Source organism: Bdellovibrio bacteriovorus (genome assembly GCF_001592745.1).
GTDB classification, from domain to species: Bacteria; Bdellovibrionota; Bdellovibrionia; order Bdellovibrionales; family Bdellovibrionaceae; genus Bdellovibrio; species Bdellovibrio bacteriovorus_B.
Genome location: NZ_LUKD01000001.1, coordinates 994,127 through 1,018,954 on the forward strand (window position 1 = coordinate 994,127; position 24,828 = coordinate 1,018,954).

Below are 24,828 nucleotides of genomic sequence, written 5' to 3' on the forward strand. Positions count from 1 at the left end.
ATGTTACAGAAGCTCCTTAAACCTCAAGTGAAAACAGCCTTGGCCATTGTGTGGTTTGTGTTCACGTTTTCACTTGTGGCTTGGTGGTGGGTCTTCTTTTTACTTCGCTTAAATCCCAACACGACAACCTTAGAACAAATGAAGATGTCTCACCGTATGTTCGTATGGGAAGGTTCGATCTTGCTTGCCGCCATTCTTTTTGGTGGCGTCTCTTTGGTAGTATTTACATATCGCGATCAAAAACGTCATCAACGTCTGCGTTTTTTCTTTTCGACATTCAGTCACGATATTAAAACTTCAATTGCGCGTCTGCGCTTACAAGCCGAAGTGCTTGAAGAAGAAACGACAAATGCCAGCAGTCCTATCTTGAAGCGTTTGATCTCCGATATCCAACGCTTGGATTTGCAGTTAGAAAATTCTTTGTTATTGGCCAATCTCGAAGATGGTGAACTCTTGCATGAGGATGTTTCCTTAAGATCCATCTTTTCTAGTCTGCGCAACGAATTTCCTGAGCTTTCCATTGAGCTAGAGCGCGAGGCGACAATTCGTGGCGACCACCGTGCTTTATTAAGTGTTTTCAAAAATCTTTTGCAAAACTCTGTCTTGCACGGGAAAGCCACCACAGTACGGATCAAAATCAAAACTCTGTCTGACAACCGCATCGAGCTGCAAATGCAAGATGATGGACTGGGCTTTAAAGGGCCGGTGCATAAGTTGGGCTCGGAAATTTTGAAATCTCAGGATGCAAGAAGCAATGGCCTGGGGCTTTTGATTACCAGCCGTCTTTTAAATCGCATGAACGGTCATATCCGTTATGACTCTCGTGAAAATGAAGGCTTTAGATCCTTCATCGAACTGGAAGGACAGCTAAAATGAGAAAGATCCTTTTAGTCGAAGATGATACTTCCTTGGGTGAAACGCTGACGGAACGTCTTAAAAAGGAATATGACGTCAGTTGGGCGAAGTCTTTATCAGAAGGCTGGACGACGTTTAACCACAGCAAAGATTTTGATCTGGTTATTTTGGATGTCGGCTTGCCTGATGGAACTGGGTTCGAGCTGGCCGCAAAAATACGTCAGATTTCAAACGTCTTATTTCTATTCCTGACTGCGCAAGCCGATGCAGAATCCCGCTTAAAAGGATTTGAACTGGGAGCTCAGGAGTACATTCCTAAGCCCTTCCATCTTAAAGAGCTTTTGATTCGCGTGAAACATGTTCTGGATGCTCATGCTCCGGCTCGTGAAGTGGAATTGGAAACTTGCACTGTGAACTTCACGAACATGACGGTGCAAAAAAAATCAGGCCAGATCGAATATCCACCTGTGACGGACCTCAAAATCCTACAGCTATTAATTGAAAAAGCCCCCCGCGTTCTTAGCCGCGATGAAATCATGAACGAAATCTGGGGTGTAGATAAAAATCCAAGTCATCGCACTATCGATAATATTATTGTCCGCCTTCGCCAGCTTTTGGGCGATGACGGTGAAAAACACATCCGTTCTGTACGGGGTGTGGGTTACCAATGGTCCGTGGAGGAAAATGTATGAATTCACTTTTTAAAAACTCTCTTCAAAGAACTCCGCAGGCTGTTCCTCCTATCTGGTTCATGCGTCAAGCTGGCCGTTATCACCAGCACTACCAAGGCTTGCGTGCAAAACATTCTTTCATGGAGCTTTGTAAGCAGCCGGAACTAGCGGCGCAGGTCGCACTAGGCCCTGTCGCTGAATTTGATTTCGACGTTTCCATTCTTTTTAGTGATATCTTATTCCCGTTAGAAGCATTGGGAATGGGACTTGATTACACGGATCATGGGCCCCAATTGGGTTTCAAATTAAATCCGCAGACCATGGCAAAGCTTGGGCCTGTGGACGAAGCTATCGAATTTATGAAATTCCAAAAGGCCGCGGTGAAAGCGACTCGCGAAGTTCTGCCCTCAAATAAAAGTTTGATCGGCTTTGTTGGTGGTCCTTGGACTTTGTTTGTCTATGCCGTGGAAGGTTCGCACGCGGGGTCTTTGATTCAGTCTAAAACACTGATCAATATGTTCCCGCAGTTCCTGGAAAAAATGTATCCACTTCTTAAAGAAAACATCCGCCTGCAATTTGAAGGTGGCGCTGAGATCGTGATGATCTTTGATACGGCAGCCGGCGAAGTGTCCCCTCTGTTCTTCCAAGAATGGATTCAACCCGTGTTGACTCGTCTGTCTCAAGATTATCCTGGCAAGATCGGCTATTATTCTAAAGGCACTCAACCGGTGTTCTTTAATAAAGCTTTCACGGATTTACCTTGGGCGGGCCAGGGTTTTGACCATCGCTGCTATTTGCCGGATTCTTTCAAAATTCAAAACAAAGGGTTCGTTCAAGGAAACTTTGATCAAAGTCTTCTTTTCATGGACGACGCTGATTTTAAAAAAGCCTTATCTCACTTCTTAGCTCCAATGAAAGCCATGAGCCCTGTAGAACGTGCGGGATGGGTTTGCGGCTTAGGCCATGGAGTTCTTCCAAAGACTCCAGAAAAGAATGTGAAACTCTTCGTGGACACTGTCCGTAAGGAGCTCTCTCATGATTAAAGATCTTCTAGCCAAATATGATGTTCCCGCTCCTCGCTACACGTCTTACCCGACGGTTCCATACTGGGAAACAAATCCGACGAAGGATCAATGGATTCAGCATTTGCGTGCCACGTTAAATGAGCGTGATGGTGCATGGTCCTTGTATCTGCACGTTCCTTATTGCGAATCACTTTGTACTTTCTGTGGCTGCAATAACATCATCACCAAAGACCATAAGCGTGAGCAGCCTTACGTGGATATGGTTGTAAAAGAGTGGGAACTTTACACACAACAAGTCCCCGAGCTTTTAGAAAAACCTTTGAAGCATATTCATATTGGCGGTGGGACGCCGACGTTCCTATCGGCAGAATCATTGTTAAAACTTCTTCGACCGATCATGAATCGCGTGAACGTCGATAAAAATGATTTCGAAGGATCTATCGAAGTCGATCCTCGTCGTACAAATGTGGATCAACTTAAAGCCTTGCGCGACCTGGGTTTTAACCGCGTCAGTATGGGCGTTCAAGATTTCCACCCGGAAGTGCAACGTCTAGTGAACCGTATTCAACCTTTAGAGATCACGCAAAAATTGACACAAGCGGCGCGTGACCTTGGTTATACGTCCGTGAACTTTGACTTGATCTATGGTTTGGCAAAACAAACGCCTGAAACTATTCGCGAGACAGCGCATGCCACAGTGAAACTTCGTCCTGACCGCATTGCACTTTATAGTTTCGCATTAGTTCCTTGGATTAAACCCGCACAAAGACTTTTCAAAGATGAAGACCTTCCGAAGTCCGCTGAAAAACGCGAGCTTTACGAAATCGCTCGCGACATTCTTCTAGCGAATGATTATGTAGAAGTCGGTATGGATCACTTTGCTTTAAAGACAGACAATTTGTCTTTAGCAATGAATGAAAAACGCCTGCACCGCAATTTCATGGGTTACACGGATCAGCGCACTGATGTTCTTTTGGGTTTAGGTGTTTCTTCAATTTCTGAAACTCCTTACAGCTTCCATCAAAATGAAAAAGTTTTGCCATTGTATGAAGCGGCGTTAAACGAAGGTCGTATTCCGACATTGCGCGGACACGTTTTGACTGAAGAAGACCGTATTCGTCGTCAGCAAATTTTGAAGCTGATGACAGAGTTCGAAGTCGAATTCACGGATGCAGATCAAGAAGCAAAGTCGAAAGAGTTCTTAAGCGAAATGCTGAAAGATCATTTGGTTGAGATCAAAGATCACAAGCTGCTTGTTAAAGAAGAGGGCCGCCCTTTCTTGCGCAATGCCTGTGTTTTCTTCGACGAACGTTTAAAATCAAAACAACCACAGACTAAGATATTCTCTCAATCTATATGAAAAAAATCAGCGTGATTGGCGCAGGGTTTGCGGGCTTAAGCCTCTCCCTGCGACTGGCTCAAAAAGGCTTTGAAGTTGATATCTACGAACAAGGTCCCCGCGTCGGAGGCCTTATCGGAACAGATAAAAATCAGTTCGGCCTTGCCGAACAGGCGGCGAATTCAATGATTCGTACAGCCCACGCCGAAGCCCTGTTCAAAGATATTGGGCTCACGCCACTGAGCGCTCTTGAATCCTCAAAAAAACGATTTATCTTCCGAGAAAAACCGCGTCCTTGGCCGCTTTATTTCTCGGAAACAGTGAAATTCATCGGTAAGCTTTTGTTTAATCTTACCCGGGGAAAGAAGAATTTTTCCCCGCGCGAAAACGAAACTTTGCAGAGCTGGGGTTACCGTATTATCGGCGCACCGGCGACGCAGTTTATTCTCAGTCCGGGCATGCAAGGTATTTATGGGAATGCCACGGATGAACTGAGTGCAAGCCTGATTCTTGGACCCTTGATTAACCGTAAAAAGAAGGACAAGTCGCAGCCTCAGTACAAGGGTATTATGACGGGACCTGAGGGCATGCAGGATGTGATCGATCATCTTGAAGCAAAGCTGAAAGAGCTCGGGGTTCGCATTCATTTGAATTCTAATGTTAAAGTAAAAGAGTTAAGTGGACCCGTTGTTGTTGCTACTTCCGCTCAGTCTGCAAGCGAAATTTTAAAGTCCTCACATGCGGATGTCGCAGCAAAGCTTTCTCGTATTCAAATGTCTTCTTTAATGAGTGTAACGGTTTACTTTGCCAAAGCCCAAAATACATACCCTGGATTTGGCTGCTTGATTCCCCGGTACTATGGCCTTAAAGCCTTGGGGATCTTGATGAACTCTTACATCTTTGCAGGACGAGACAAAACTTATTCCGAGACATGGATCTTTGGTGGTGCCCATGACAACTCTATTTTAGACATGTCTGATGCCGAAGTTTTGAAAACCATTGCGACAGAAAGATTCCGTGTCTTAGGAAATAAAGAAACCTTGCTAGATTATCGTATCTTCCGCTGGCGCAATGCTCTTCCGTTCTATAATGTCGAACTTGAAAAGACTTTAAAGGATCTAAATTCTCAAGAGCTTCCTGAGGGTCTGTTCTTGCATGGGAATTACTTAGGCGGAATCGGCTTAAGCAAAATCTTAGAGCGCGGTGATAAACTTGCAGAAGAAATCGCAGGTCGTTATGTCTAAAAAAGGCGTTTTGCTTTTAAATATTGGAAGTCCCCGCACTTATCAAGTTGACGATGTGAAGGCCTACCTTAAGACCTTCCTAATGGATAAAGATATTATTAACATCCCCTTCTTCGTGCGCTGGCCTTTGGTTCACGGGATCATCGTTCCTCGTCGCGCTCCTTTTTCGGCCGAAAATTATAAGAAGATCTGGATGGAAAACGAGGGCTCTCCGCTAACCGTATATACAAATCGTTTTGCCAAGGCTTTGCAGGAGTCCTTGGGCACTGGTTACAGCGTAAAAGTGGGAATGCGCTATTCTGACCCGCTTATAGGCAAAGCTTTGGAAGAGTTTTCGAGCGAAGGCATTTCTTCTCTTTTGATAGTGCCTCTGTATCCCCAATACGCCGAGGCGACGACAGGTTCTTCTGTCAAAGAAGTAAATCGCTGGTTGAAAAAGCTGAATCTAGACACACCTACCAGCGTTCTTCCTCCGTTTTATGCGGATGATTCTTTCATCAAGCCTTCCGTAAGATTAGTGAAAGAATCCACATCGGGAAAAAACTTTGATCACTACTTGTTTTCTTTCCATGGTTTGCCTGAAAGCCAAGTGCGCAAAGTTCACGGTTGTCTTCGTACGGAAGACTGCTGTTTTGATCAAGATGCTTGCGCAAAGAATTGTTACCGCGCCCAATGTTATGCCACGGCCACTAAGATGGCCGAAAGCTTGAATCTTCCAGACAGTCATTGGAGCGTTTCTTTTCAATCAAGACTAGGAAGAGCGGAGTGGATTAAACCTGCAACGGATCATACCTTAGAAGTGCTTGCGCAAAAGGGTAAAAAATCCGTCGCTGTGGTCTGCCCTTCCTTTGTTGCTGATTGCATCGAAACTTTAGAAGAGATTGGCATCGGTGGCCAAGAGATCTTTGAGCACAATGGCGGCACCGACTATCAGTTAGTTCCCTGTGTGAACGACGATCGCGAATGGATCGAAGGCTTTGCCGGTCTTTTAAGGAATCAAAAATAACAAAAGCGGAATCAAGATGGCGGTCATAAGTCCATTGAGCGCCATCGCTAATCCCGCAAAAGCACCAGCCATTTCATTCACCTGAAACGCTCTGAAAGTTCCCAAGCCATGGGCCGATAGACCCATGGAAAATCCTTTCACCAAAGGATCGTGAATTTTCATAAGCTTCATCACAGTGCCGGCCGCAATCGCTCCAACAATTCCCGTGATCATCACAAACACGGTCGATAAAGCCGGAGCTCCCCCGATTTTTTCCGCAATTCCCATTGCTATTGGAGTCGTGACGGATTTAGGAGACAGCGACAATAAAATATCGTGAGGCAACCCCAATGCCGCCCCTATCAAAACCGCACTAAAGATTCCCACAAAAGATCCAACCGCTAAAGCTAAGATTAAAGGTTTCAAAACTCGTTTCAGTCGGGCCATCTGATTGAACAATGGCAAAGCAAAGCCCACGGTCGCGGGGCCCAACATAAAATGAATGGGTCGAACTCCTGCAAAGTAGTCTTTGTAGGGAATATTAAAAACCATAAGCACGCAAACAATGGCAAACATCGTGATGACGGGCGGGCTTAAGAAAGGATGCTCTTTCCCCCACGTGCTAAGGCGTCGCGCGATAAGATAAAATCCCAAGGTCATGATTAAAGAGAGGAGCTCAATCATGCTTTGGCTCCTGCTCGGGATGCATCTTGAGAAGCAGATTAAAAAACCATGCGGTCACACCCAAGGTAATCAGTGTACTGACAATAAGAGTGATGGCCATGGCCCAGCCATAACGACCAAATAAATCAAAGTAATCGATGATTCCTACACCCGCAGGCACAAAGAATAGCGCCAGGTGAGCATTCATAAAACGGCTGAGTGCTTCCACTTTTTCTTTCAAGGGCGGCCATAACACTAAAGCAATAAAGAAGTACACCATCCCTAAAACCGGCCCCGGGATAAAAAGGTTTAAGAGAGCGACCGTACCCTCTCCTAAGAATTGAAATGTCAGCAGAATCAACAGCGCTAATATCATGCTTAAAGACTCTAGCGATCCCTCAAGCGTCAGGCAACGAGCTTCCCAAGGATTTCGTGTCCTTTCACATAGCGGGGCCATTTCACTTTATAGAGGCCTAAAACCGCCCTATACCAATAAGCCGGCTTTGGCGAAGACCCAACCAGGTACCTTTTTCCAAACCGGTCTCAAAATGCGTCAATGTCAAAAATTGAGACACTTCAGATCCAATACAGGCAGTTCACAAAGCGCACAGATCTTGTATCTGGGTTACACGTTGTTAAAGGAGTACGTTAGATGGCTCAGGCTTCTCTACTAAAAAATATTGCTGCTAGCATTATCGTTTCTACCGCCGTTGCAAGTACCGCATCTGCGTTCTCTTATAAAATGAATGCCATGTGCTTCATGAAAGATTCGACAAGTAAAGCCGAAGCTTTCAACCCCACCGCACAAGAAATTAAAGACAGTGGCAGCAGCTTCGTGCGATCGACTCCCACCAACGTGACAGAAACCGATATCAAAACGAAGTTCCGTGTTGCTTCACTTTCTAAAATTTTAGTTACTCACTGGGCGACGGCGACCCTGGGTCCTGAATACCGTTTTAAAACGCGTCTTTATATTACGCCGACAAATCCAGATAAAACTTGTTATGTTCACTTAGCAGGTGACGGCGATATCTTCATGGGTAAAGAGATGCTGTCGACGGTGTTTAAGCAGTTGAAACCTATTCTTACGGGTCGTGGCTGTACTTCTATCAGTCAGCTTTCTTATGACGAAAAATTCGTCGTTCCCATGGGGCCTGGCAGCGCTTATATCGTTCAACATCGCGACGATGGCACGTACCGTGGTGCGGATCCGGATTTGTTCTATGGTCCATTGACGACGCAAAAAGCACTGACTCATTTCGTAAGAAACTACAGTCAGATTCGTGTTAAAACTATCAAGCCTTCGATCTCTTCTGAGTTTAAAAAGTACGCGGAAGAAGTGAAAGTCACAGGCTATTCATTCCAATCACGTCCTCTTTATATGATGATGCGTGAATTCAATGCTTACTCTTCCAACGTTCCACCGAATATTTTGTTTGAGCGTTTGGGCGGTGTGAACGGTTATAAAGCCTTCATCAAAAATCGTTTGGGTATGGATGAAAGCACGGTTGTGATGATGAATGGTTCTGGTTACCCGGTTATGATTAACGATCAAAAAATTTATAACGAAGTAACATGTGAATCTATCGTACGCATCATCCAAGACTTGGATCATATGCTTAAAGCATATAAAGGCTCTAAAGCATTCCAACTGGCGGATGTGATGGCAGTGGGTGGAGACGGTGAACACTACTCGACATTTAAATCTTTGTACGGTTCAGACACTTTCGACAACACGCTGACGGGTAAAACAGGTTCTGCGGATAAAGCTATCACTTTCGGTGGAGCGCTTTCGACGACTGATGGAAACTTGTACTTTGCGGTACTAACAGAGCCAGATATCTATGACCAAAGAAACCTAAACAAGCCACGTACCTACATCCGTGACCTTGTCTCTATCCTGGCAGAGCGTGTACGATTGAAGAAGTTTGATTACACTCAAGTGGGCTTGATGAATCCAATCGATTCAGCATCCACGCTGGTAGCGGAATCAAACAATCTTTCCTTGAAGATGAAATAAGGTAACTTGTTATGAACCTTTTTAGATTGATCTTAATTGCATGTGTGGTTTTCGCGGGCTCGATGAGCCCTGCTGCTGGCAGCAAAAAACTTGTCGACGACAAAGCTTTTGAACTGGCTTACGCAGGAAAGACCAAAGAGCTTCAAAAGTCTTTGGATGCGGGAGTTAACATCAATAAGCCCAATGAAAAAGGCGAAACTCTTCTAATGACGGCAGCGGCTAGCGGCCAAGTCGAGGTTGTAAAATTCCTTCTTTCTAAAAAAGCCGACGTCACGATCAAAGATAAAGATCAAAAGACGGCTTTGTACTATGCTCTTACCAACGAACAGCCTGAAGTTTCAAAAGCCTTGATTGAGGCTAACGCGCCTTTGAATGATTTGAATGAACTTGGCGACAACGCCCTGACTCTCGCTTCATCATTGAACGACCACGCCACAATGAAAGTGCTTTTAGCTAAAGATGCCACTTTAGTGAATAAAGGAAACTCCGAAGGCAAAACTCCTTTGATGGAAGCAGCCCGCCACGGAAACGCCGAAACGATCAAGATTTTGTTAGACGCCGGTGCTGATAAAAAAGCCAAGAATTCATCTGGTAAAACAGCTTTAGATATCGCGACAAAAGCGCAAAACCAAAAAGCCGTCACTCTTCTTTCCGCAAAAAAATAGGCGCTCGTCCCTGAGCGCCCGTGCAATCTAAACTAATTTGCGCGGTCGGGGGTTTTTACGACACCGCAAGCGATTCGTTTTCCCGAGGCTCCGGCCGGTTGGCTTTTATAGTCGTCACCTCTTTCATGCACGACGACGGAAGTTCCTTCTGCTCTCAGAAGTGAGTTCGGTCCCGATAATAGAGAGATGTGTTTATTGATCTCTTCTAAATGGCCACGCCCGCTTTTCACTTCGACGTTTTTAAAGTCGCCGGCATGTGGCCCTCCTTTGACTTCACCGTGTTTTTTCTTATCGGGATTAAAGTGATCACCGGCAGATTTAAATTCCGGTGGTAAGCAACTGCCTTTTTCATGAACGTGAAACGCATAGGTGCCATCTGGCATACCCGTTAGATTCACCACGGTCTTTACACCGTCGGCTTCTTGAGTGAAGTTCACATCGCCCACTTGTTTTCCTTGAGCGTCTTTTAAAATCACCGATACGGGAGGCATTGGTTTGTTATGTGCAGGTTTTCCAGCAGGACCTTTGGATTCCTGTGCTTTTACTCCGCCTGTTAGTCCAAGTATGAAGAGAAAAAAGATCATGCTTCTCACAAACGACCTCCTTGATTCGATTCAAATATTGGAACACGGACAATGGTGTGAGAAAAGGTCGCGCGCTAATTAACAAATTCTCCAGTGAAAGCATGATTCTTAAAAATTTGAAGGACGTGACTTTGAGGCTTCGCTTTGAATTGATAAACTTTAAAAGTGAACGCCGGAAAGGAGAAGCTTATGAGTCGCCTAGGGCAAAAATCCCGTCGCCGTCAGCCCGATCAATTGGCTGAAGATGAAGCCAAAGATTCTCCTCGTGTTGAAGAACAAGAAAGTCAGCCCGGTGATTTCAATCCGAAATCCACGTTCAGCGCGATCTATGAGAGTTCACAAACTCCCCGTCGTTCTTACACGGGCCGAGGTCCTAAAAACTACAAACGCAGTGACGAACGCATTCGCGAAGAGGTCTGCGAAATGCTGACACGCGATCAATACGTCGATGCTTACAACATTGATGTCGATGTCGTCGATGGCGAAGTCATCCTTCGCGGCACCGTCCCTGACCGTCACATGAAGTATCTTGCCGAAGATTCTGTAGAAAAAGTATTTGGAGTGAAGGACATCTCAAACCGCCTGCACGTCGATCGTCACGAAGACCTGATCCGCCGTCACGGGCGCCACTAAAAGTAGAAAGATAGTTCGATTTGTGAAAATCGATTTCCGAACCAAATTGGAGATGAGTATTTCTAAGGCTCCCATCTTATTTGGTAAAGAAATTTTTAACTGCTATCTTACAACTCTCATCACATGCAATTTTATAAAATATCGGGAGCAATACGATCGCTAAAAGTGCGAAATACACAGGTTTAATGCGACCTTTTGAGTTACTTAAATTCTCCTTTTTTTGAAATACTTGGGCGATTCGGTCAGTTCCAAAAAAACTACGTTCAATTTTCGAAAGAAGTACAATAACTGCAATTAACGCAGCTATCACGATTATAACTAAAAATATTCTATTTACTAAAAAATCAAAATTCATGGATTAACGTCCCGAATATCCCACTGTATTTCCTGTAGGTGTGTCAGGATTCCTGAGCTTATTCCGAACCCTAATCTTGAGCCTACAGCAAATCCAAGTGTTTCACTGATACCCGCTTTCAACAAGGTATTTGCTCCGAATGCAGTCAAGGCTCCCGCTGCGCCCGTTAATGCGCTTCCCACACCAGCATCTATCGCTTTTTTGAGATCAACATTACGAGTAAAAATGATCTGATTGAAGGCGCTGTCTTAAATATTTTAAGCTTACTTTTATTCTTTCGTAGTTCCATTGTAAAATATATGATTGTCCAACAAAAACCAGTGAACTGGCGCATACAATTGCGAGCAGTTGAGTCTCTGTTTCACCGCCCAACGAGGGTTTAGAAAGTTTCACAAAGTATGTGTCGCTTACAAATTAGCTGTTTTTGGTAATTAATAAATAAATCAAAAAAATACACAAAAAAGGCATACCTAACGAAGAGACACCAAAGTAGGACATTAAGAAGAAACGCATGCCCTTCGAAACTTTGTTTCCTTCATTTCTATGCGCTACCATAAAATTTTTTATCGTGGGTTTAAGACCAAATATAAAAAGAATAATGAAAGCAACGCATGCTATGTTTTCAAATTTCGTCATACTCAGACTTTCTCATCATTGGCACATGAGAGCACTAAGTTTCCAGCATCGGAATAAGAGAATTTGAAACGTCCGTAAGATTGACCTACAGCCTGGACTTTACAAAATTCCTTTTACTCTAATTTTCCCGACTCTTTTCGATGTGAACAGTTAGAAGGTTCTTAATCATCGTCACAGCCCTGAAATTTGCATACTCGTCGGAAGCGTTAAGGACTTCAACTGCTTCAGGTTCATCACTGTCCATCTGAAATTTCGAACTGATGTGAAACTTAAAGCCATCTTTAAAGATGATATAAAAACCATCAAAAGTGTGATCCTCAAGACCAACAATATCACTATATCGATATTGTTTTTCATAAAGTCTTATTTTTAGGGTTAGATAATGGGTCTCCAGAGATATCTTAGAGCGACTACGAATCGCTCCAAACAAGTAGATGAGTCCCATAATAAAAAAAATGGAAAAAATCCAAATAACTGGCCCTTTCACTTGAATTGAAAGAGCCCAAAACAAACCGCCACCAAATAAAATAGAACCAAGAATCGATAGAATTATTGCTTCTTTCAAGTACTGTGTGGTGCTAAAAAGCCCGTTCATACATCAATCATATAGTAATAAACTCTATATCTGTATTCATTTGATTTTAAATTTCAACTACGGCCGTGCAAGGGACGGATGCCATTTCGACATCATACTCAAGATTTCGAGCTTTTTAGAAAATTTTTAGATTCCGGCGGCCGCAGAATGGCCGTCGCTACCTCAGAATCTTAATATCTACGAAAATAAAGCATCTTGAATTTTATAAATAAAGAATGCGGCTCCTAAAAAAATTCCAAGAAAACCAATTGCATAAAAAATTAAAAGAAGATTTCTTCTGCCTTCGCTAATTCGAGGAATGAACTCATTCGTATAAATTAATTTTAAATTCCTAATGGCAGGAACTAAAGCAAAGGCCCAAATCAACAATAGGGCTATCATCCCCACCAATTCACTAGTTTTCATACTTTTAATCCGCCTCAGCGCGACAAACGAGACTCAATTTTTTTCTTTAACCTAAGCCTTTCGCCAGGTCTGCCTTAAGCATCTACTGGGCCTAATTCGGGAACCGAAAAATTCATCGCTTTCTCTGCGTATAGTCGATCCAAGAGAAATATTTTTTCCATTTTTCAGACGCATAGATAAGCTCATACCCAAATCCGAGAACGTAACTTCCTGTATTTGATCGTATTGGATCTTAAAAGATTTGTCCCTAAAGGGACTTATTCCCCAATCTGCACCGATAGCTAATTCAGCAAACGCAAATCCCATCTCTCATGTCTTTTACTTCTTTTGGAACCAGCCTAATTCCTTCCGGCACGCGCGAATTAAAAACCAAATCCCAAATATGCAAACAGCCACAACTGAAAACCAAGAAAAGAAATCTTTCTCCCCTGTTTGAAAGTAAATTTTATACTGATCAGTAAGAGCACTGCTGTTGCGATAAATCCTATTGCCAGAAAAGGCCGCGCTAACTTTACCAATATTACAGAAAGATTTTTATCTAAATTATTTTCCAACTCATCTTCCTTTCTGGGCATGCAGGTATCCATGGCAACACAGAACCTTTGAAAATCAGGTCCCTTTTGGAAAAATCTCCTGTGCAAGAATCGCGGGCGGCCCCAACCCGGAGGGGGGCTGAGGCTGAATTTCGAGAATTTTTTGAATTTTTGGCCGCTGCTTGGCCCCTATATGTCTTCAGTTCTTAATACAACGAAGTCACTTAACGAGTTACAAAGAGCACAACCAAATCGATCAATCCAATCAACAAAAACAATCTAAATCGAAACTTAACTTTCGATGATGCCACCGAAAGTTGAATGCTACTTTCTCCACCTTTGACAGAACTACTTTGCTTACGAAGGCTCTTCGCCTTAAATACAGCTGGAATCAGTAGAGCAAACAAGACCACCGTTATAATTAGAAGAAAAATATATATGAAATTCATTCTCGGTCCTTTCGCATCTTAAGGGCATTTTATCGCGTTTGTACTAGGAAGAACAATTGGCGAGTACGGATTTTGATTCTTTGTGTAATCGCCAGCATCCTTTTTAAAGTTATTGTACTCATCAATAATCATGCTAACACCGGCAAGCGCCGCAGTACCACCGATTACCGCACCGATTGCCCCAAGCGGGCTTGCAGGAGCAGTAACGACTGCAGCTGCACCAAAAGTAAACAATAGACCGCCGCTAAAAAGATTTCTAACGTTCACATCCCTCCAAGTTGTTCCCTCTGGATCAATGAAATTTACCGGATCTTGCAAAACGTATCCACAGAGATTCGTATCGCCACCTCTAAACAGTATTGGATCTTTAGAAGTCCATCTACCAGTCTCCGGATCATAATCACGAGCGCCGAAACGCAATAAACTAGTGTCGCTATCGCTAAGCCCTCCAGCAAAACCAAACGGAAGGTATGAGCTGCGTTTACCATCAAGGGACACGCCAAACTCATCGTAGCTTAATGTCTCAACAATTTTTCCCGTTGAAGACTCCACGATTGCTTTGGGTGTTCCTACTTGGTTGGAAATAACTCGATATTCTTTCCCACCAGTGACGACGTAATCGGGAATATTTATTTTTGATCCATAAACGAAACGGCGGATGATATTTCCGGCGCCGTCTGTTTCTGCGGCGATTTGATATTGAGTTTGGCAGATGAATCCTTGAACTGGTTTGCCGTTTCTTCTTCTCAGGTACTTTCCAAACTCAGACAAAGGATAAGTTCAGCCTACCTTCTTCCACCAAACCACCCTAAGCCAATTCGGCATGCTCCAATGCCAATGAAAATACATACGCCCACAAACGCAATCATCCCGAAAATTGTTTTTTTCGAAACGACCTGTCCTTGCTCCAGGGCTTTCCACACGACCCAGACAAAGCAAAGCGCTATGATTGGGGTACAGATAAAAAGAGCAATTGGTCCACCAACTCTACATATTTGAACATACAAATCGTTATTAGACATTCACCCAACTCCTCACTATGGGCAGCTTTTCTTACCAATACCTTTCGCGACCTCAGCGGCTGTCACCCCTGGGGGTGGAGAGTTGGTGAGAATATTCAAACCAACATCTGTTAGAATACCTGCAATTACCGATGAAAATGCAGTGCCACCAACATCTACGGCAAGAAGGCCACTAAGCGTAGTGACCCCTGCAGAAGTTATTGCCGCCCCACTCGCAGCAACTGTAACTGCACCGGTCGCGAAGGGGCCGTGAAGCCCCTTGTTTTCTTTATGAGAAAAGTCGTTTGAAGAATCCCGAGATCTTTTGTCCCAAGGATTTTTGTGCAACCACGGCTGGTGTTTTCTTGCCTTGGTGGTGCTGATGAGGACCTTTGCGGTGCTCATGCTTTTTGTGCTCTGGACGCTTACCATGTTGTGGCTTGCGTGGTCCGTCGTGTTTTTTATGTTCAGGACGAGGTCCGCGGTTTTGGCCGCCTTGAGCTGACTTGTGTTGATCACGTTCACCACGCTCAGGACGAGGTCCTTTGTCATGACGGCGTTGTTCACCATCACGGCGTGGACGATTCGGTCCGCCACCGCTGCGACGTTCTCCGCCGCCTTGTCTTTCGCCACGCTCTCCGCGAGGTCCACGAGCTCGATCCAAAGATTTTGGATAGTGACCTTCATGATGTCTTGGCATCGGCTTGAACTCTTGAATCAATTGATCATTTTCAAGATATCCAACCTCGATTTTGTGCTTCAAATATTCTTCAATACGCGCCAAAGACTCGATGTCTTTATCACCCACCAAAGAATATGCATGACCTGTTGTTCCCGCACGGCCCGTACGGCCGATACGATGAACGTAAGATTCACTGTCCATCGGAAGTTCGTAGTTGATCACAAGGTCGACACCTTTGATATCCAAACCACGAGCCGCCACGTCAGTAGCCACCAGGATATTCATGTTGTTTTCTGCTTTAAACTGCTCAATCACGCGGTTGCGCTGCGCTTGAGTCAGAAGGCTTGAAATCGCCATCGCAGGAACACCATTATCCACCAAGAACTTCGCAATCTTTTCTACACTCAACTTAAAGTTCGTGAAGATGATCGCTTGTTTTGGATTGTTCACTTTTAACAAAGATAAAAGATGCTGAGGTTTTTCATCACTGCCCACATGGAAGATCTGATCTTTCACGTTTTCAGCTTTAGCTTGATCACGGCTGATGTTGATTTCAACAGGCTCTGAACCGAACTGGTAAGCCGTGTTTAAAACATCAAAGTTCAAAGTCGCACTGAAGACCAGGAACTGACGCTCACGAGGCACACGTTGCAAAATGTACTTCATGTCGTCTTTAAAACCCATGTCGAACATACGATCAGCTTCATCGAACACGATCGCGCGAACTTGTTTCAAGTCCAGCAAGTGTTCTTTGTAAAGATCGATCAAGCGACCTGGCGTTGCGACGATAAATTCGACACCGTTTTTCAAAGCATCTTTTTGCTTATCGTAACCCGTCCCACCGTAAATCGCAAAGCCCTTAAGGCCTGAGTGCTCGCCCAGTTTTAGGATATTATCCTGAACCTGTTCAGCCAACTCGCGTGTCGGTACCAAAACTAAAACGAAGTTCTGAGGTTTCCAGTCTTTGAAAGCGCGCTTTTCGATCACAGCTTTTTGTTCTTCTGTGACATCACCTGCAGCCGGGCGCGCTCTTAAAATGCGCTCCATAAGAGGAATAACAAAAGCGGCCGTTTTACCTGTACCTGTTTGAGCAAGACCAGCAACGTCTTTGCCTTCTAAGATCACGGGGATAGCTTGCGACTGGACGGGAGTGCAATCCTCATAGTTCATACTATGGATTGCCGAATACAATTGAGAATCTAAATTCAATTCTGAGAATTTCAAATTTTACTACTCCGATCTGAAACCCCAAAGTACTGACAGCAAAGGGAAAAGTCAAAGAGGCGGCTTAAAAGCCGCCCACAAACAGGCGCAAAGCCTCGCTAAAAGCCTGAGGTTGATCTGAGTGGACCCAGTGGCCCGCATTCGGGATTTCGACGCCCTTAATCAAGCGGTTGCTAGCCAACATCTTCTGATAGTTTTCATGGCTGAGCTCTTGGGAATTGGCCCCGCGAACCAAAAGTGTCGGAACCTCTAAGGCCTCAACTTCATTCCAGCGGTCATCGCCCCGACCTAAGCGCACGGAATCGATGATGCCTTGCTTTGAAAAGCGCCAGTCCACAAGACCGTTCGGCTTTTCCTCCATGTTGGCGTAAAAATAGTTGGCCATGACCTGCACGTTTTCACGGGTCTTTGCGGTTTTAATGAACTCCCCAAAAAAATACTCTTTGGCTTGTTCGCGATTCGCAAAAGGCGCCGGGACTAAATTCAATAAATATTCGTAATACTCGTGGGCCTTTGGGTTGCCTTCGGGCCCGATATCTTCAATCACCAGACGTTCCACGTAATCGGGAAAGCGGGTGGCAAAGTTTAAAACATTACGGCCGCCCATGGAGTGCCCGACCAGGATGAACTTTTCCCACCCCAACTCGTCGACAATCATTTTCAAGTCGTCCGCATAGTCTTCCGGAGCATAACCAGAACCTGGCTGAAATGAGCGGCCATGCCCGCGTTGATCATAGGCCAAGCACCGTTCCGTACCCTCAATGCCAGAAATGATCTTGCGCCAGTTTTGCCCGTAACCCATCAGGCCGTGCACGAAAACCCAGCGTCTTCCGTTTTCAGGGCCGTAAATGTGATGATAAAAATTGTTGAGATAAGACATCCTTTTCCTATACCCCGAGGCCCTTGGGCATTCAAGCCTCCCTTAATTATTTCAAGGACTTAAGTTCCACAGCCTTTGTTGCGAGTTTTTGTTATTCCAATTTGAATTTTGATGCGAAGGGGTATAGATTCAGCGTCAATGATGCCCCAAAAAAGACCCCAGCTCCATGAGGACTGGATTGATTCGTATGCTTTAAGAATTGTGCGCAACCTGCAGGATGCTGGCTTTGAGACTTACCTGGTCGGCGGCTGCGTGCGTGATTTGCTTGTGGGCATTCATCCAAAAGACTTTGATATCGCGACTAGCGCCCTTCCCAATCAAGTTCGTAAAAAAGTACCGAATGCCTATGTCATCGGACGCCGTTTCAAACTTGTTCTGGTTAAGCGGGGCGATCACCAGTTTGAAGTCGCGACTTTCCGTCGCAACGTCACAGCCGAAGAAATTTCGACTGGAGACGATTCGGTTGAGGGCGATAATTATTTCGGAACTTCCGAAGAGGATGCGCAACGCCGCGACTTTACCTGCAATGCCGTTTTCTATGATCCCGTTCAACACAAACTGATCGATCATTGCGGCGGACTTCAAGATATCCAAGATCGCGTTCTGCGCATGATCGGCGATCCGAAAGGTCGCTTGATTGAAGATCCGATTCGCATTTTGCGCGCGATCCGTCTTTCTCATAAATTGCATTTTTCTATTGAGTCCTCGATGCGTTCTGCGATCGCCGAATGCAGCCCTGAATTAAAAAAATCCGTTCTGCCTCGCCGTCGTGAAGAGTGGTTGAAGTTCTTGCGTCTTAAAGAGCCGCACTTGGCTTTCATGGAACTTTTCGATTTGCACATCCTAGAGCAAATTCTTCCGGGCCTGAACTCTGTCTTCATGGATCCGCACCAAATGGAAATCTTTGAAATCCATTTAGCGCGCATGAATTCAGCGGGCATTAACAAAGATGATTCCACCGAATTATTCGCAGCTTTCATGATGGCATTTATGAAGGCGAAGTACGGTGAAGAGCCTTGGAACCACGATGAAATCCTGAATGATCCAAAACTTGCTTACTTCATGCGTGAAGAAATGGGCATCTTCAAACAAGAGGGCGCCATTTTCTTTAAAGCTTTGCACATTATGCAGGGTCTTCATCGTATCGAAAACTATTCGCGCAAAGGTGAAAGAAGACAGATGGCTTTTGTTCACAACGAAGGTTTCGGTCTGGCGATGAAACTGGCGTTTATGGATTACTCTTTGTCGGCTTCGCAAATGCACTATTGGTTGCAGCAAGTGGAAAAGTACCGTGGCGGAATGCCGGTGAAGGCTTCTTCCGAGGAATCCCATCATTAATTTCTCAAATTAAAACGTGTTGTTTCGTTTTTAGCTCCGAAACTTGCTGAGCGTAAACTCCCATATGATAATAGTACTGTCTCGCCATTGACCGGGTCTCAAACAGAGACTGGGTTTAATTAGGGAAGGTTTTAGCGATGGGGCAGGAAAAAAAGAACACGTTCTTGATCGTCAGCGGAGATAAAACGCGCATCCAGCGTTGCACCGATATTCTAACCCGCAATTTTCCAAACTGCACAGTCTTTCACGGATCTGAGTGGTTTGAGACCAAGTACAAACTGGACAACGTTCATCCCAAGGCCATTCTGATAGATGAGTATCTCCCTAAAGGTTCGGGTTTTGATATCGTCAGCAAGATTTTAAAAGAAAAAAATAATGACGACATTTCTATTGTCATCATGTCCTACGTAGCAGATCACGATATCTTCCATCACGAAGTCAACTCGGGCCGCATTCAATTTTTGACGGAACCCGATCGTGAACAAGCCGTGATTGACTGTATTTCAAAAATCGTTTCACCTAAAAAACAAGAAAACCCACAACAGCAATACGAGTTAAAGCAGTTACAACCAGGCGAAGTTCTTTTTAAAGAGGGCGATCGCACCGAACTGGCTTACATCGTGAAAAAAGGCAGCTTGCGCGCTTATTGCCTGGATAACGAAGGCGATCGCATCATGCTGGGTGAAATCATGGCGGGAGAGTTTGTCGGAGAAATGGGTCACTTCAACCAAGATCCACGCTCGGCCACGGTAGAAGCCATCACTGAAGTAGAGCTTATTGCTATTCCTAATAGCGCCATTGAAAATGTGATCTTCACGCGCCCTTCATGGGCTAAGGCGTTGGTGAAAACACTTTCTCAGCGACTTAAGAAAGCCAATAAAGCTTTAACGGGTTAATCACGGAAGCAATTCAAAACTTCTCGAAGGCGGAGCATCGTCTTTGAATTTAATTAAGCGCAGTCGCGGAATCTGCACATTTTCTTTTAGTTTTGTTACTTTGATAGTGCCGAAACGCCCTTCGACTTTAAGGCCATCAATACTTTCTAAAAAGTCCGTTATGGTTAAATTTCTTTCTGGCGTACGAATGCTTGTCGCGAAGTTTGTGGCGTGAATATAGAACTCTCCGCCCACGTTCATTAGATCAAATGTTTTTTGCAGGGATGTATGAAGATCGTGAGTGTAAGAAACGACTCCGAAAACATCCGTCACTAAATCTGCTTTTTTCCACTGAGAAGTATTCTGAGATTCAAAAGCCCCTTCACGTATTTGCAATTTCCCGTCAAACTTTGGCGGCGAAAACCAGCGATCCAGTTTGAAGGCCACCGCTGTAGCGGAAGCAGCGGAAGAAGAGTTAGAAAACGATTTCAGATAATCGATCTGAGCGTTGGCTTTGCCCGCGCCTAGGTCCACCCAATGCTGACTGGGTGTGAGTCGACTTAAACTGACCGAAAAATCTTTGTGTAACATGTACTTGTATTCCCAGAGATCCCGACTGGTTGCGAATTTATTCTTTTCAACTCGTGTGGTGATCACCCACGCGGCATCTTCGAAAACGGAGGAGCACGTGACGTTGGCCCATGTGGGTGTCGCCATGATCGCAAGTGCCAAGACTATGATTGAAGAGCGCAACTGTCTCAAAATGATACTCCCAAAGATATATATTTATATGATGCAAAATCCGCGCGCGTCCGCACCGAGTTTACTAAGACCTTGCCTGTTCAAGCTTCGCGTCTGTGCCAATTTCCGTTGCTTTCAAAGAGTCTAAGCATTCCCTAGACACTCGCTACAGCTTATAAGCCTTGTGAGCAGGTCCACGGATTGCTTTAAGAATCTATGTTGAGGTGGATTATGGCTTTCCGGAACCACAAGTTTTTTTATGTGACCTTCATTTTACTTTTGTCGTTCATTTCTTCGGCGCAGGCCATGGATGAAGACACAAACCTATTGGTTTTTGAGGACAAACCAACCCGCGAGGCCGTGGTTGAAACTGAAAGCCTAGAGATCAAACTAGATCCTTCAGAAGTGAAGGAATCCGTTAAGGATTTTGATCGTGAGGCTTTCATTCGTGAAGCCCGCGACAACATGAATCGCGAACCTTCCAAAGAGCAAATTGAAATCTGGAATGGCCCCCGCAACGAAAATGATCTTGTGAAGGTTTTACAGCTGAATGATTCAGAAATTGCTTCGTTCTTGGCAAAGAAGAATGCGTTTTTGAATAAGTTTGCAAAGTCTTTGGCCTTCTTCCGCATCTCTCCAGCAAAGATCAATAAAGCTCTTTTAGAGCTGAACAACCGTTTTTATGAAAGTTCACACACCGTTTCGCGCAGTAACGCGAAAATGGGAACAGTCATGTTTTCTCTTTCAGGTGGCTTGGCTTTACCTCGCAAAATGGTTGAAGCCATGAATAACCGCGGCTTGGGTGGCTACGTCCCTAAATCGGGGGGCTTCGTTTATCTTTTAGGTTTTGGTGCCTCTTTCGGAAGAAAAGTGGATGGCTCTGGTAAAGGTAAGTTCGTCTTTGAACTTTTCATGGACGTTGAAAGATTGAAATCCACATTAACTGGCGTAGCTGAGGTTTCGGCCGCCGGCACTTATGGATTGGTCTTTGAACAACGTCCGGATAAATTTGCGACTCAGAAAAACAGCGTTACATACGGTGGCTTAACGGGTGTTTTCCGCCAAGGTCCGAACCAGTTTGGTTGGGCTGCTTCAACGGGAATGTCATTTCCTCCAGGTATTGGCGCCATCTTGGTTTTCCAAAATGAGGCGACACGTTTTTATCTTTTCCGCAGCGAAGGCCTAAAGGCCACCCTGCCTGCGCTAGCGATGGTGAAAACCAATGTGCTTTCTTATTTCAGAAATCTTCTGGGCGGAAAAAACCAGATTGTAAACTGCAGTCACGTCTTCTAATAAAAAAGGCACCTTCCGGTGCCTTGACCTATTTCAGTTTCTCCCAGAGATAAGTGTACTCTAAGGTGTTCCAAAGAATACTTTGTTCGATATTGGCGTTTCCGGCATGCCCGCCTTCCATATTTTCGTAATAGAAAATCGGATGACCCTGTTCGCGCATCTTAGCCACCATTTTTCTGGCATGGCCTGGATGCACGCGATCGTCTTTTGTACTGGTCATAAAAAAGACTTCCGGATACTTCGTTTCGGCCTTCACGTTTTGATAAGGAGAATATTTTAAAATCGCTTCACGCATTTTGGGATCATCAGGATTTCCATATTCGTCCATCCAACTCGCACCAGCTAGAAGCTTGTGATAACGGAGCATATCCAAAAGTGGAACGCCCACGATCACCGCACTGTACAGATCAGGACGTTGGGTGAACGTCGCACCAGTTAAAAGGCCTCCGTTAGAGCGTCCCGAAATTCCTAAATGCTGTGGAGTCGTCACGCCGCGAGCAATCAAGTCCTCGGAAATAGCGATATTGTCTTCATAGACCTTATAACGATTTTCTTTTAAGACTGCTTTATGCCAAGCGGGACCGAATTCTCCTCCACCACGAAGATTTGTCAGAACATAAACGCCGCCACGCTCTAACCACACTTTGCCAATAGAACCTAGATACCCCGGTTGCATCGCAGCTTCGAAGCCACCATAACCATACTGAAGTGTCGGGTTCTTTCCATCTAACTTGATATTTTCTTTGGCCACCATGAAATACGGAATTTTGGTTCCGTCTTTGCTTGTCGCCAAATGACGAGTGATTTTCAATCCTTGAGGATTAAATCTTTCTGGAGACTTTTTAATAAGTTCTAATTTATTCTGGGGATCCGCCGCATTTCCCACGAAGGTTGAAAAAGGCGTTAAGAAATCTACGTACTGAGCCAGATAAGTATCACTTTCATCTTCTGTTGAAGTGACGTAAGCCATCCCATTTCCGCCGAGCTCGACATTTTCAAGCTTCCACTTTTCGCCCTCAAATGACGCCTTCACGATTTTGGAAAGCACGTTATCAATCGTGTACAGGAAAAGGTAATTCCTTGAAGAAGACACTCCTTGCAGGAAACGAGTCCGTGTCGGAGCAAATATAAGTTGCAAGAATTTATGCGCGTTTTTACCCAAACCGACTTTATCCACGGGTAAAGCCACCAGGCTTCCCTCTTTAAATCCGCCTAGATCGGAACGTAATAGATATAAGAACTGATTTTTAAAGACGCCATTAAATTCCGCATCGTGAGGCATAGGAATTTCCACTCGACTTCCATCAGGAAGTTCGTACCAATCCACACCTTCGTAAAATCCCACACGTTTTGTAAAGAAAGTGTAGGTCCCTTCCGGCGTGAACTGAGTGTACCCATAGACCGACATGTCTTCTTTCACACCTTCGATCTTTGTTTTGGCTTCGCTTAAAGAAGTCCCACGTTTCCATTCTTTGACAATACGAGGATACCCAGAATTCGTCATAGAATCGGGACCAAAATTAGTTCCTACTAAAACGGTGTTTTCATCCTTCCAAGAGACATCACTTTTTTCTTCGGGAAGCTCGAAGCCCCCTTTGATGAATTGCTTTGTCTTCATGTCAAACTCACGAACAACAACCGCGTCCTTACCGCCTCGAGATAAATACACTAAAGCTCTGTCATGATGAGGCGGTAATGTGGAAGCGCCCTTCCAAACCCAATTTTCGCCATCTTTTTTAGCCAGCGCATCGACATCTATAATCACGTCCCACTTGGGTTGTGCGGTTTTGTAGCTTTCAAGAGTTGTTTTTCTCCAAAGGCCGCGGACATGCTTTTCGTCTTGCCAGAAGTTATAAAGTTCGCCGTTCTTAAGGCTGACGCCTGGAACGCGATCCTTCGCCAGAAGAATTTTGCGAATATCATTTTCTAAAGTTTTGAACAGAGGATTTTTTTTGAAATGATCTAGAGTTTTTTTATTCTCTTCTTTGGCGAACTGCAAAGCCTTTGGGCCTTCGACTTCTTCTAACCAAAGATACTTGTCTTCTGCTTCGTAGGGCTTCGCCATTTCTTTTTGCATGGTATTGGTTTTACAAGCCACTAGAAGAAAGGGCAATAGCAGAATGTATTTCGATAATGTCATATCAAGACTCCCTTGTTTCCGAGAGTCTTGATATTAAAAGGAAGCCGTCCGACGGTCTACAATTATCGGCTCAGCTCTGCCATGGAATCTGTGATCCAAGTTTGATAAGCATCAACCCGAGTGAACACGGAAAAGAGCATGCACTTTGGAGTTAAGAATCCAGGCAATGAGTCACCACGACTAGCTACGCCCCACACATGCAAACGTCCGTTGATCTCAAGGTAAGCAGGCCCGCCAGAGTCTCCGCTGCAAATACCTTTGCGCACAGACTGACCCAACATCGCTTCCGTGCGAGAATATTGGGCCTTATCAATTTTTAATTCGGTTGTTCTTAAAGTTCCGGCGCCACGCTTAAGCGCAATGGTCCAGCTTAAACCATAACCAGCAACAATAGTTTTTGTGCCGTTATAAAGATGTCCACCATCAAACAAGATCGGTGCAGGAACAAATCCTGGAGCTGCTTCGCCTTCAAAGCGAATTAATGCAAGATCTGCCATATCCGCTTCTTTCATTTCTTCTGTATAGTCAGGGTGAACAATCGCTCCTGTGACGCGACGAAGTTGATCTTGAGAAGCCTTTTTCATTTCTTGCGCGAAGAAGACAACAAGGTCCTTGGCTTTCGGGTCCACACAGTGCGCAGCAGTCAGGACTAAATTCTTAGCAACAAGAGTTCCTGAGCAAATATATCCCAATTTTGCTTCGTAAATTCCTACAGTGCTACGACCGATAGCGGTGTTCGCTTCGACTTTATCGCCACCTACAATAGCTGTGTCAGGAGATTGGATCGTTGAAATATCATTCTGTGGAGCACATGCAGTGAGCGCCAAGAATGAAAGAGAAATAAGAAATGTCTTGTTCATAAAAAACCTCATTCGTTTTGATGAAGCCTTTTTAGCCGATCTGAATTTCAGAAACCACGCTATTGGTTGACACTTTTGTGGGAAATCTGTCGGAAACACCCCGTTTTTCGCCCAAAAGATGAAACATTTGCAAAGTC

Annotated in this window: 24 protein-coding genes; 12 read left to right on the forward strand and 12 right to left on the reverse strand. The window is 44.6% G+C overall.

All coding sequences use genetic code 11. The features are described 5' to 3' along the window. The 6 genes from AZI87_RS04655 to hemH are packed head-to-tail and all read left to right on the forward strand — an operon-like array spanning window position 1 to window position 6,140. On the forward strand, window positions 1–876 hold the full coding sequence (locus AZI87_RS04655) for a sensor histidine kinase (protein ID WP_063205230.1): 876 nt from the start codon (window positions 1–3) through the stop codon (window positions 874–876). Continuing rightward, window positions 873–1,547, forward strand: coding sequence for a response regulator transcription factor (locus AZI87_RS04660; protein ID WP_063205231.1), 675 nt, complete (start codon window positions 873–875; stop codon window positions 1,545–1,547). The genes AZI87_RS04655 and AZI87_RS04660 overlap by 4 nt, the downstream gene beginning before the upstream one ends. Next, complete coding sequence (locus AZI87_RS04665) at window positions 1,544–2,569, forward strand: uroporphyrinogen decarboxylase family protein (RefSeq protein WP_063205232.1); 1,026 nt, start codon at window positions 1,544–1,546, stop codon at window positions 2,567–2,569. The genes AZI87_RS04660 and AZI87_RS04665 overlap by 4 nt, the downstream gene beginning before the upstream one ends. Next, window positions 2,562–3,911, forward strand: coding sequence for an oxygen-independent coproporphyrinogen III oxidase (hemN, locus tag AZI87_RS04670; RefSeq protein WP_063205233.1), 1,350 nt, complete (start codon window positions 2,562–2,564; stop codon window positions 3,909–3,911). The genes AZI87_RS04665 and hemN overlap by 8 nt, the downstream gene beginning before the upstream one ends. Continuing rightward, window positions 3,908–5,134 (forward strand): protoporphyrinogen/coproporphyrinogen oxidase, encoded by a 1,227-nt coding sequence (locus AZI87_RS04675; RefSeq protein ID WP_063205234.1) that lies wholly within the window; start codon window positions 3,908–3,910, stop codon window positions 5,132–5,134. Before hemN ends, AZI87_RS04675 begins: the two co-directional genes overlap by 4 nt. Further along, window positions 5,127–6,140 (forward strand): ferrochelatase, encoded by a 1,014-nt coding sequence (hemH, locus tag AZI87_RS04680; protein ID WP_063205235.1) that lies wholly within the window; start codon window positions 5,127–5,129, stop codon window positions 6,138–6,140. The genes AZI87_RS04675 and hemH overlap by 8 nt, the downstream gene beginning before the upstream one ends. Here hemH and AZI87_RS04685 read toward each other — a convergent pair. Further along, window positions 6,123–6,803 carry an LrgB family protein gene (locus tag AZI87_RS04685; RefSeq protein WP_063205236.1) on the reverse strand — a complete coding sequence of 227 codons (681 nt, stop codon included), beginning with the start codon at window positions 6,801–6,803 and terminating at the stop codon, window positions 6,123–6,125. The two genes, hemH and AZI87_RS04685, sit on opposite strands and share 18 nt — an antisense overlap. Beyond that, window positions 6,796–7,158, reverse strand: coding sequence for a CidA/LrgA family protein (locus AZI87_RS04690; protein ID WP_063205237.1), 363 nt, complete (start codon window positions 7,156–7,158; stop codon window positions 6,796–6,798). The genes AZI87_RS04685 and AZI87_RS04690 overlap by 8 nt, the downstream gene beginning before the upstream one ends. 276 nt (window positions 7,159–7,434) lie before the next feature. Between AZI87_RS04690 and AZI87_RS04695 the strand changes: the two genes are divergently transcribed. Both AZI87_RS04695 and AZI87_RS04700 read left to right on the forward strand, forming a co-directional pair. Next, window positions 7,435–8,802 (forward strand): D-alanyl-D-alanine carboxypeptidase, encoded by a 1,368-nt coding sequence (locus AZI87_RS04695; RefSeq protein WP_063205238.1) that lies wholly within the window; start codon window positions 7,435–7,437, stop codon window positions 8,800–8,802. 11 nt (window positions 8,803–8,813) lie between these two features. Continuing rightward, window positions 8,814–9,467: an ankyrin repeat domain-containing protein gene (locus tag AZI87_RS04700; protein WP_063205239.1), complete on the forward strand. Its 654-nt coding sequence runs from the start codon at window positions 8,814–8,816 to the stop codon at window positions 9,465–9,467. A 32-nt stretch (window positions 9,468–9,499) separates the two neighbouring features. Here the strand turns inward: AZI87_RS04700 and AZI87_RS04705 are convergent, their stop codons facing one another. Beyond that, window positions 9,500–10,051: a superoxide dismutase family protein gene (locus tag AZI87_RS04705; protein WP_081112128.1), complete on the reverse strand. Its 552-nt coding sequence runs from the start codon at window positions 10,049–10,051 to the stop codon at window positions 9,500–9,502. Window positions 10,052–10,240: 189 nt separating this feature from the next. On the opposite strand from AZI87_RS04705, the gene AZI87_RS04710 reads away from it, so the two are divergent. Further along, a complete protein-coding gene (locus tag AZI87_RS04710) occupies window positions 10,241–10,684 on the forward strand; it encodes a BON domain-containing protein (RefSeq protein ID WP_063205240.1) in 444 nt (147 codons plus the stop codon). Between the two features lie 76 nt (window positions 10,685–10,760). Here the strand turns inward: AZI87_RS04710 and AZI87_RS04715 are convergent, their stop codons facing one another. From AZI87_RS04715 to AZI87_RS04765, 6 genes are all read right to left on the reverse strand, one after another. Beyond that, window positions 10,761–11,039: a hypothetical protein gene (locus AZI87_RS04715; protein ID WP_063205241.1), complete on the reverse strand. Its 279-nt coding sequence runs from the start codon at window positions 11,037–11,039 to the stop codon at window positions 10,761–10,763. Between the two features lie 754 nt (window positions 11,040–11,793). After that, window positions 11,794–12,270, reverse strand: coding sequence for a hypothetical protein (locus AZI87_RS04725; RefSeq protein ID WP_063205243.1), 477 nt, complete (start codon window positions 12,268–12,270; stop codon window positions 11,794–11,796). Between the two features lie 177 nt (window positions 12,271–12,447). Then, window positions 12,448–12,675 carry a hypothetical protein gene (locus tag AZI87_RS04730; RefSeq protein WP_063205244.1) on the reverse strand — a complete coding sequence of 76 codons (228 nt, stop codon included), beginning with the start codon at window positions 12,673–12,675 and terminating at the stop codon, window positions 12,448–12,450. A 1,000-nt stretch (window positions 12,676–13,675) separates the two neighbouring features. Continuing rightward, entirely contained in the window at window positions 13,676–14,428 is a 753-nt protein-coding gene (locus AZI87_RS04750; protein WP_063205248.1) for an RHS repeat-associated core domain-containing protein, read from the reverse strand. 519 nt (window positions 14,429–14,947) lie between these two features. Further along, window positions 14,948–16,564, reverse strand: a complete 1,617-nt coding sequence (locus AZI87_RS04760) for a DEAD/DEAH box helicase (protein ID WP_253696447.1) — start codon at window positions 16,562–16,564, stop codon at window positions 14,948–14,950. Window positions 16,565–16,628: 64 nt separating this feature from the next. After that, entirely contained in the window at window positions 16,629–17,444 is an 816-nt protein-coding gene (locus AZI87_RS04765) for an alpha/beta fold hydrolase (RefSeq protein WP_063205250.1), read from the reverse strand. Window positions 17,445–17,582: 138 nt separating this feature from the next. On the opposite strand from AZI87_RS04765, the gene AZI87_RS04770 reads away from it, so the two are divergent. Together AZI87_RS04770 and AZI87_RS04775 are read left to right on the forward strand one after the other, a co-directional pair. Next, window positions 17,583–18,782, forward strand: coding sequence for a poly(A) polymerase (locus AZI87_RS04770; RefSeq protein ID WP_253696450.1), 1,200 nt, complete (start codon window positions 17,583–17,585; stop codon window positions 18,780–18,782). Window positions 18,783–18,919: 137 nt separating this feature from the next. Then, window positions 18,920–19,678, forward strand: a complete 759-nt coding sequence (locus AZI87_RS04775) for a cyclic nucleotide-binding domain-containing protein (RefSeq protein WP_063205252.1) — start codon at window positions 18,920–18,922, stop codon at window positions 19,676–19,678. Here the strand turns inward: AZI87_RS04775 and AZI87_RS04780 are convergent, their stop codons facing one another. Then, window positions 19,679–20,419, reverse strand: coding sequence for a hypothetical protein (locus AZI87_RS04780; RefSeq protein WP_063205253.1), 741 nt, complete (start codon window positions 20,417–20,419; stop codon window positions 19,679–19,681). 210 nt (window positions 20,420–20,629) lie between these two features. Between AZI87_RS04780 and AZI87_RS04785 the strand changes: the two genes are divergently transcribed. Then, a complete protein-coding gene (locus AZI87_RS04785) occupies window positions 20,630–21,691 on the forward strand; it encodes a hypothetical protein (protein WP_063205254.1) in 1,062 nt (353 codons plus the stop codon). A gap of 28 nt (window positions 21,692–21,719) precedes the next feature. Here the strand turns inward: AZI87_RS04785 and AZI87_RS04790 are convergent, their stop codons facing one another. Both AZI87_RS04790 and AZI87_RS04795 read right to left on the reverse strand, forming a co-directional pair. Next, window positions 21,720–23,831, reverse strand: coding sequence for a prolyl oligopeptidase family serine peptidase (locus AZI87_RS04790; RefSeq protein ID WP_063205255.1), 2,112 nt, complete (start codon window positions 23,829–23,831; stop codon window positions 21,720–21,722). Window positions 23,832–23,893: 62 nt separating this feature from the next. Then, window positions 23,894–24,691, reverse strand: coding sequence for a S1 family peptidase (locus tag AZI87_RS04795; protein ID WP_063205256.1), 798 nt, complete (start codon window positions 24,689–24,691; stop codon window positions 23,894–23,896). Between the last annotated feature and the right edge of the window lie 137 nt (window positions 24,692–24,828).

Coding starts and splice junctions, on each gene's coding strand:
- AZI87_RS04655 (WP_063205230.1), top strand. CDS start 1: ATGTTACAGAAGCTCCTTAAACCTCAAGTGAAAACAGCCTTGGCCATT.
- AZI87_RS04660 (WP_063205231.1), top strand. CDS start 873: ATGAGAAAGATCCTTTTAGTCGAAGATGATACTTCCTTGGGTGAAACG.
- AZI87_RS04665 (WP_063205232.1), top strand. CDS start 1,544: ATGAATTCACTTTTTAAAAACTCTCTTCAAAGAACTCCGCAGGCTGTT.
- hemN (WP_063205233.1), top strand. CDS start 2,562: ATGATTAAAGATCTTCTAGCCAAATATGATGTTCCCGCTCCTCGCTAC.
- AZI87_RS04675 (WP_063205234.1), top strand. CDS start 3,908: ATGAAAAAAATCAGCGTGATTGGCGCAGGGTTTGCGGGCTTAAGCCTC.
- hemH (WP_063205235.1), top strand. CDS start 5,127: ATGTCTAAAAAAGGCGTTTTGCTTTTAAATATTGGAAGTCCCCGCACT.
- AZI87_RS04685 (WP_063205236.1), bottom strand. CDS start 6,803: ATGATTGAGCTCCTCTCTTTAATCATGACCTTGGGATTTTATCTTATC.
- AZI87_RS04690 (WP_063205237.1), bottom strand. CDS start 7,158: ATGATATTAGCGCTGTTGATTCTGCTGACATTTCAATTCTTAGGAGAG.
- AZI87_RS04695 (WP_063205238.1), top strand. CDS start 7,435: ATGGCTCAGGCTTCTCTACTAAAAAATATTGCTGCTAGCATTATCGTT.
- AZI87_RS04700 (WP_063205239.1), top strand. CDS start 8,814: ATGAACCTTTTTAGATTGATCTTAATTGCATGTGTGGTTTTCGCGGGC.
- AZI87_RS04705 (WP_081112128.1), bottom strand. CDS start 10,051: ATGATCTTTTTTCTCTTCATACTTGGACTAACAGGCGGAGTAAAAGCA.
- AZI87_RS04710 (WP_063205240.1), top strand. CDS start 10,241: ATGAGTCGCCTAGGGCAAAAATCCCGTCGCCGTCAGCCCGATCAATTG.
- AZI87_RS04715 (WP_063205241.1), bottom strand. CDS start 11,039: ATGAATTTTGATTTTTTAGTAAATAGAATATTTTTAGTTATAATCGTG.
- AZI87_RS04725 (WP_063205243.1), bottom strand. CDS start 12,270: ATGAACGGGCTTTTTAGCACCACACAGTACTTGAAAGAAGCAATAATT.
- AZI87_RS04730 (WP_063205244.1), bottom strand. CDS start 12,675: ATGAAAACTAGTGAATTGGTGGGGATGATAGCCCTATTGTTGATTTGG.
- AZI87_RS04765 (WP_063205250.1), bottom strand. CDS start 17,444: ATGTCTTATCTCAACAATTTTTATCATCACATTTACGGCCCTGAAAAC.
- AZI87_RS04770 (WP_253696450.1), top strand. CDS start 17,583: ATGATGCCCCAAAAAAGACCCCAGCTCCATGAGGACTGGATTGATTCG.
- AZI87_RS04775 (WP_063205252.1), top strand. CDS start 18,920: ATGGGGCAGGAAAAAAAGAACACGTTCTTGATCGTCAGCGGAGATAAA.
- AZI87_RS04785 (WP_063205254.1), top strand. CDS start 20,630: ATGGCTTTCCGGAACCACAAGTTTTTTTATGTGACCTTCATTTTACTT.
- AZI87_RS04790 (WP_063205255.1), bottom strand. CDS start 23,831: ATGACATTATCGAAATACATTCTGCTATTGCCCTTTCTTCTAGTGGCT.
- AZI87_RS04795 (WP_063205256.1), bottom strand. CDS start 24,691: ATGAACAAGACATTTCTTATTTCTCTTTCATTCTTGGCGCTCACTGCA.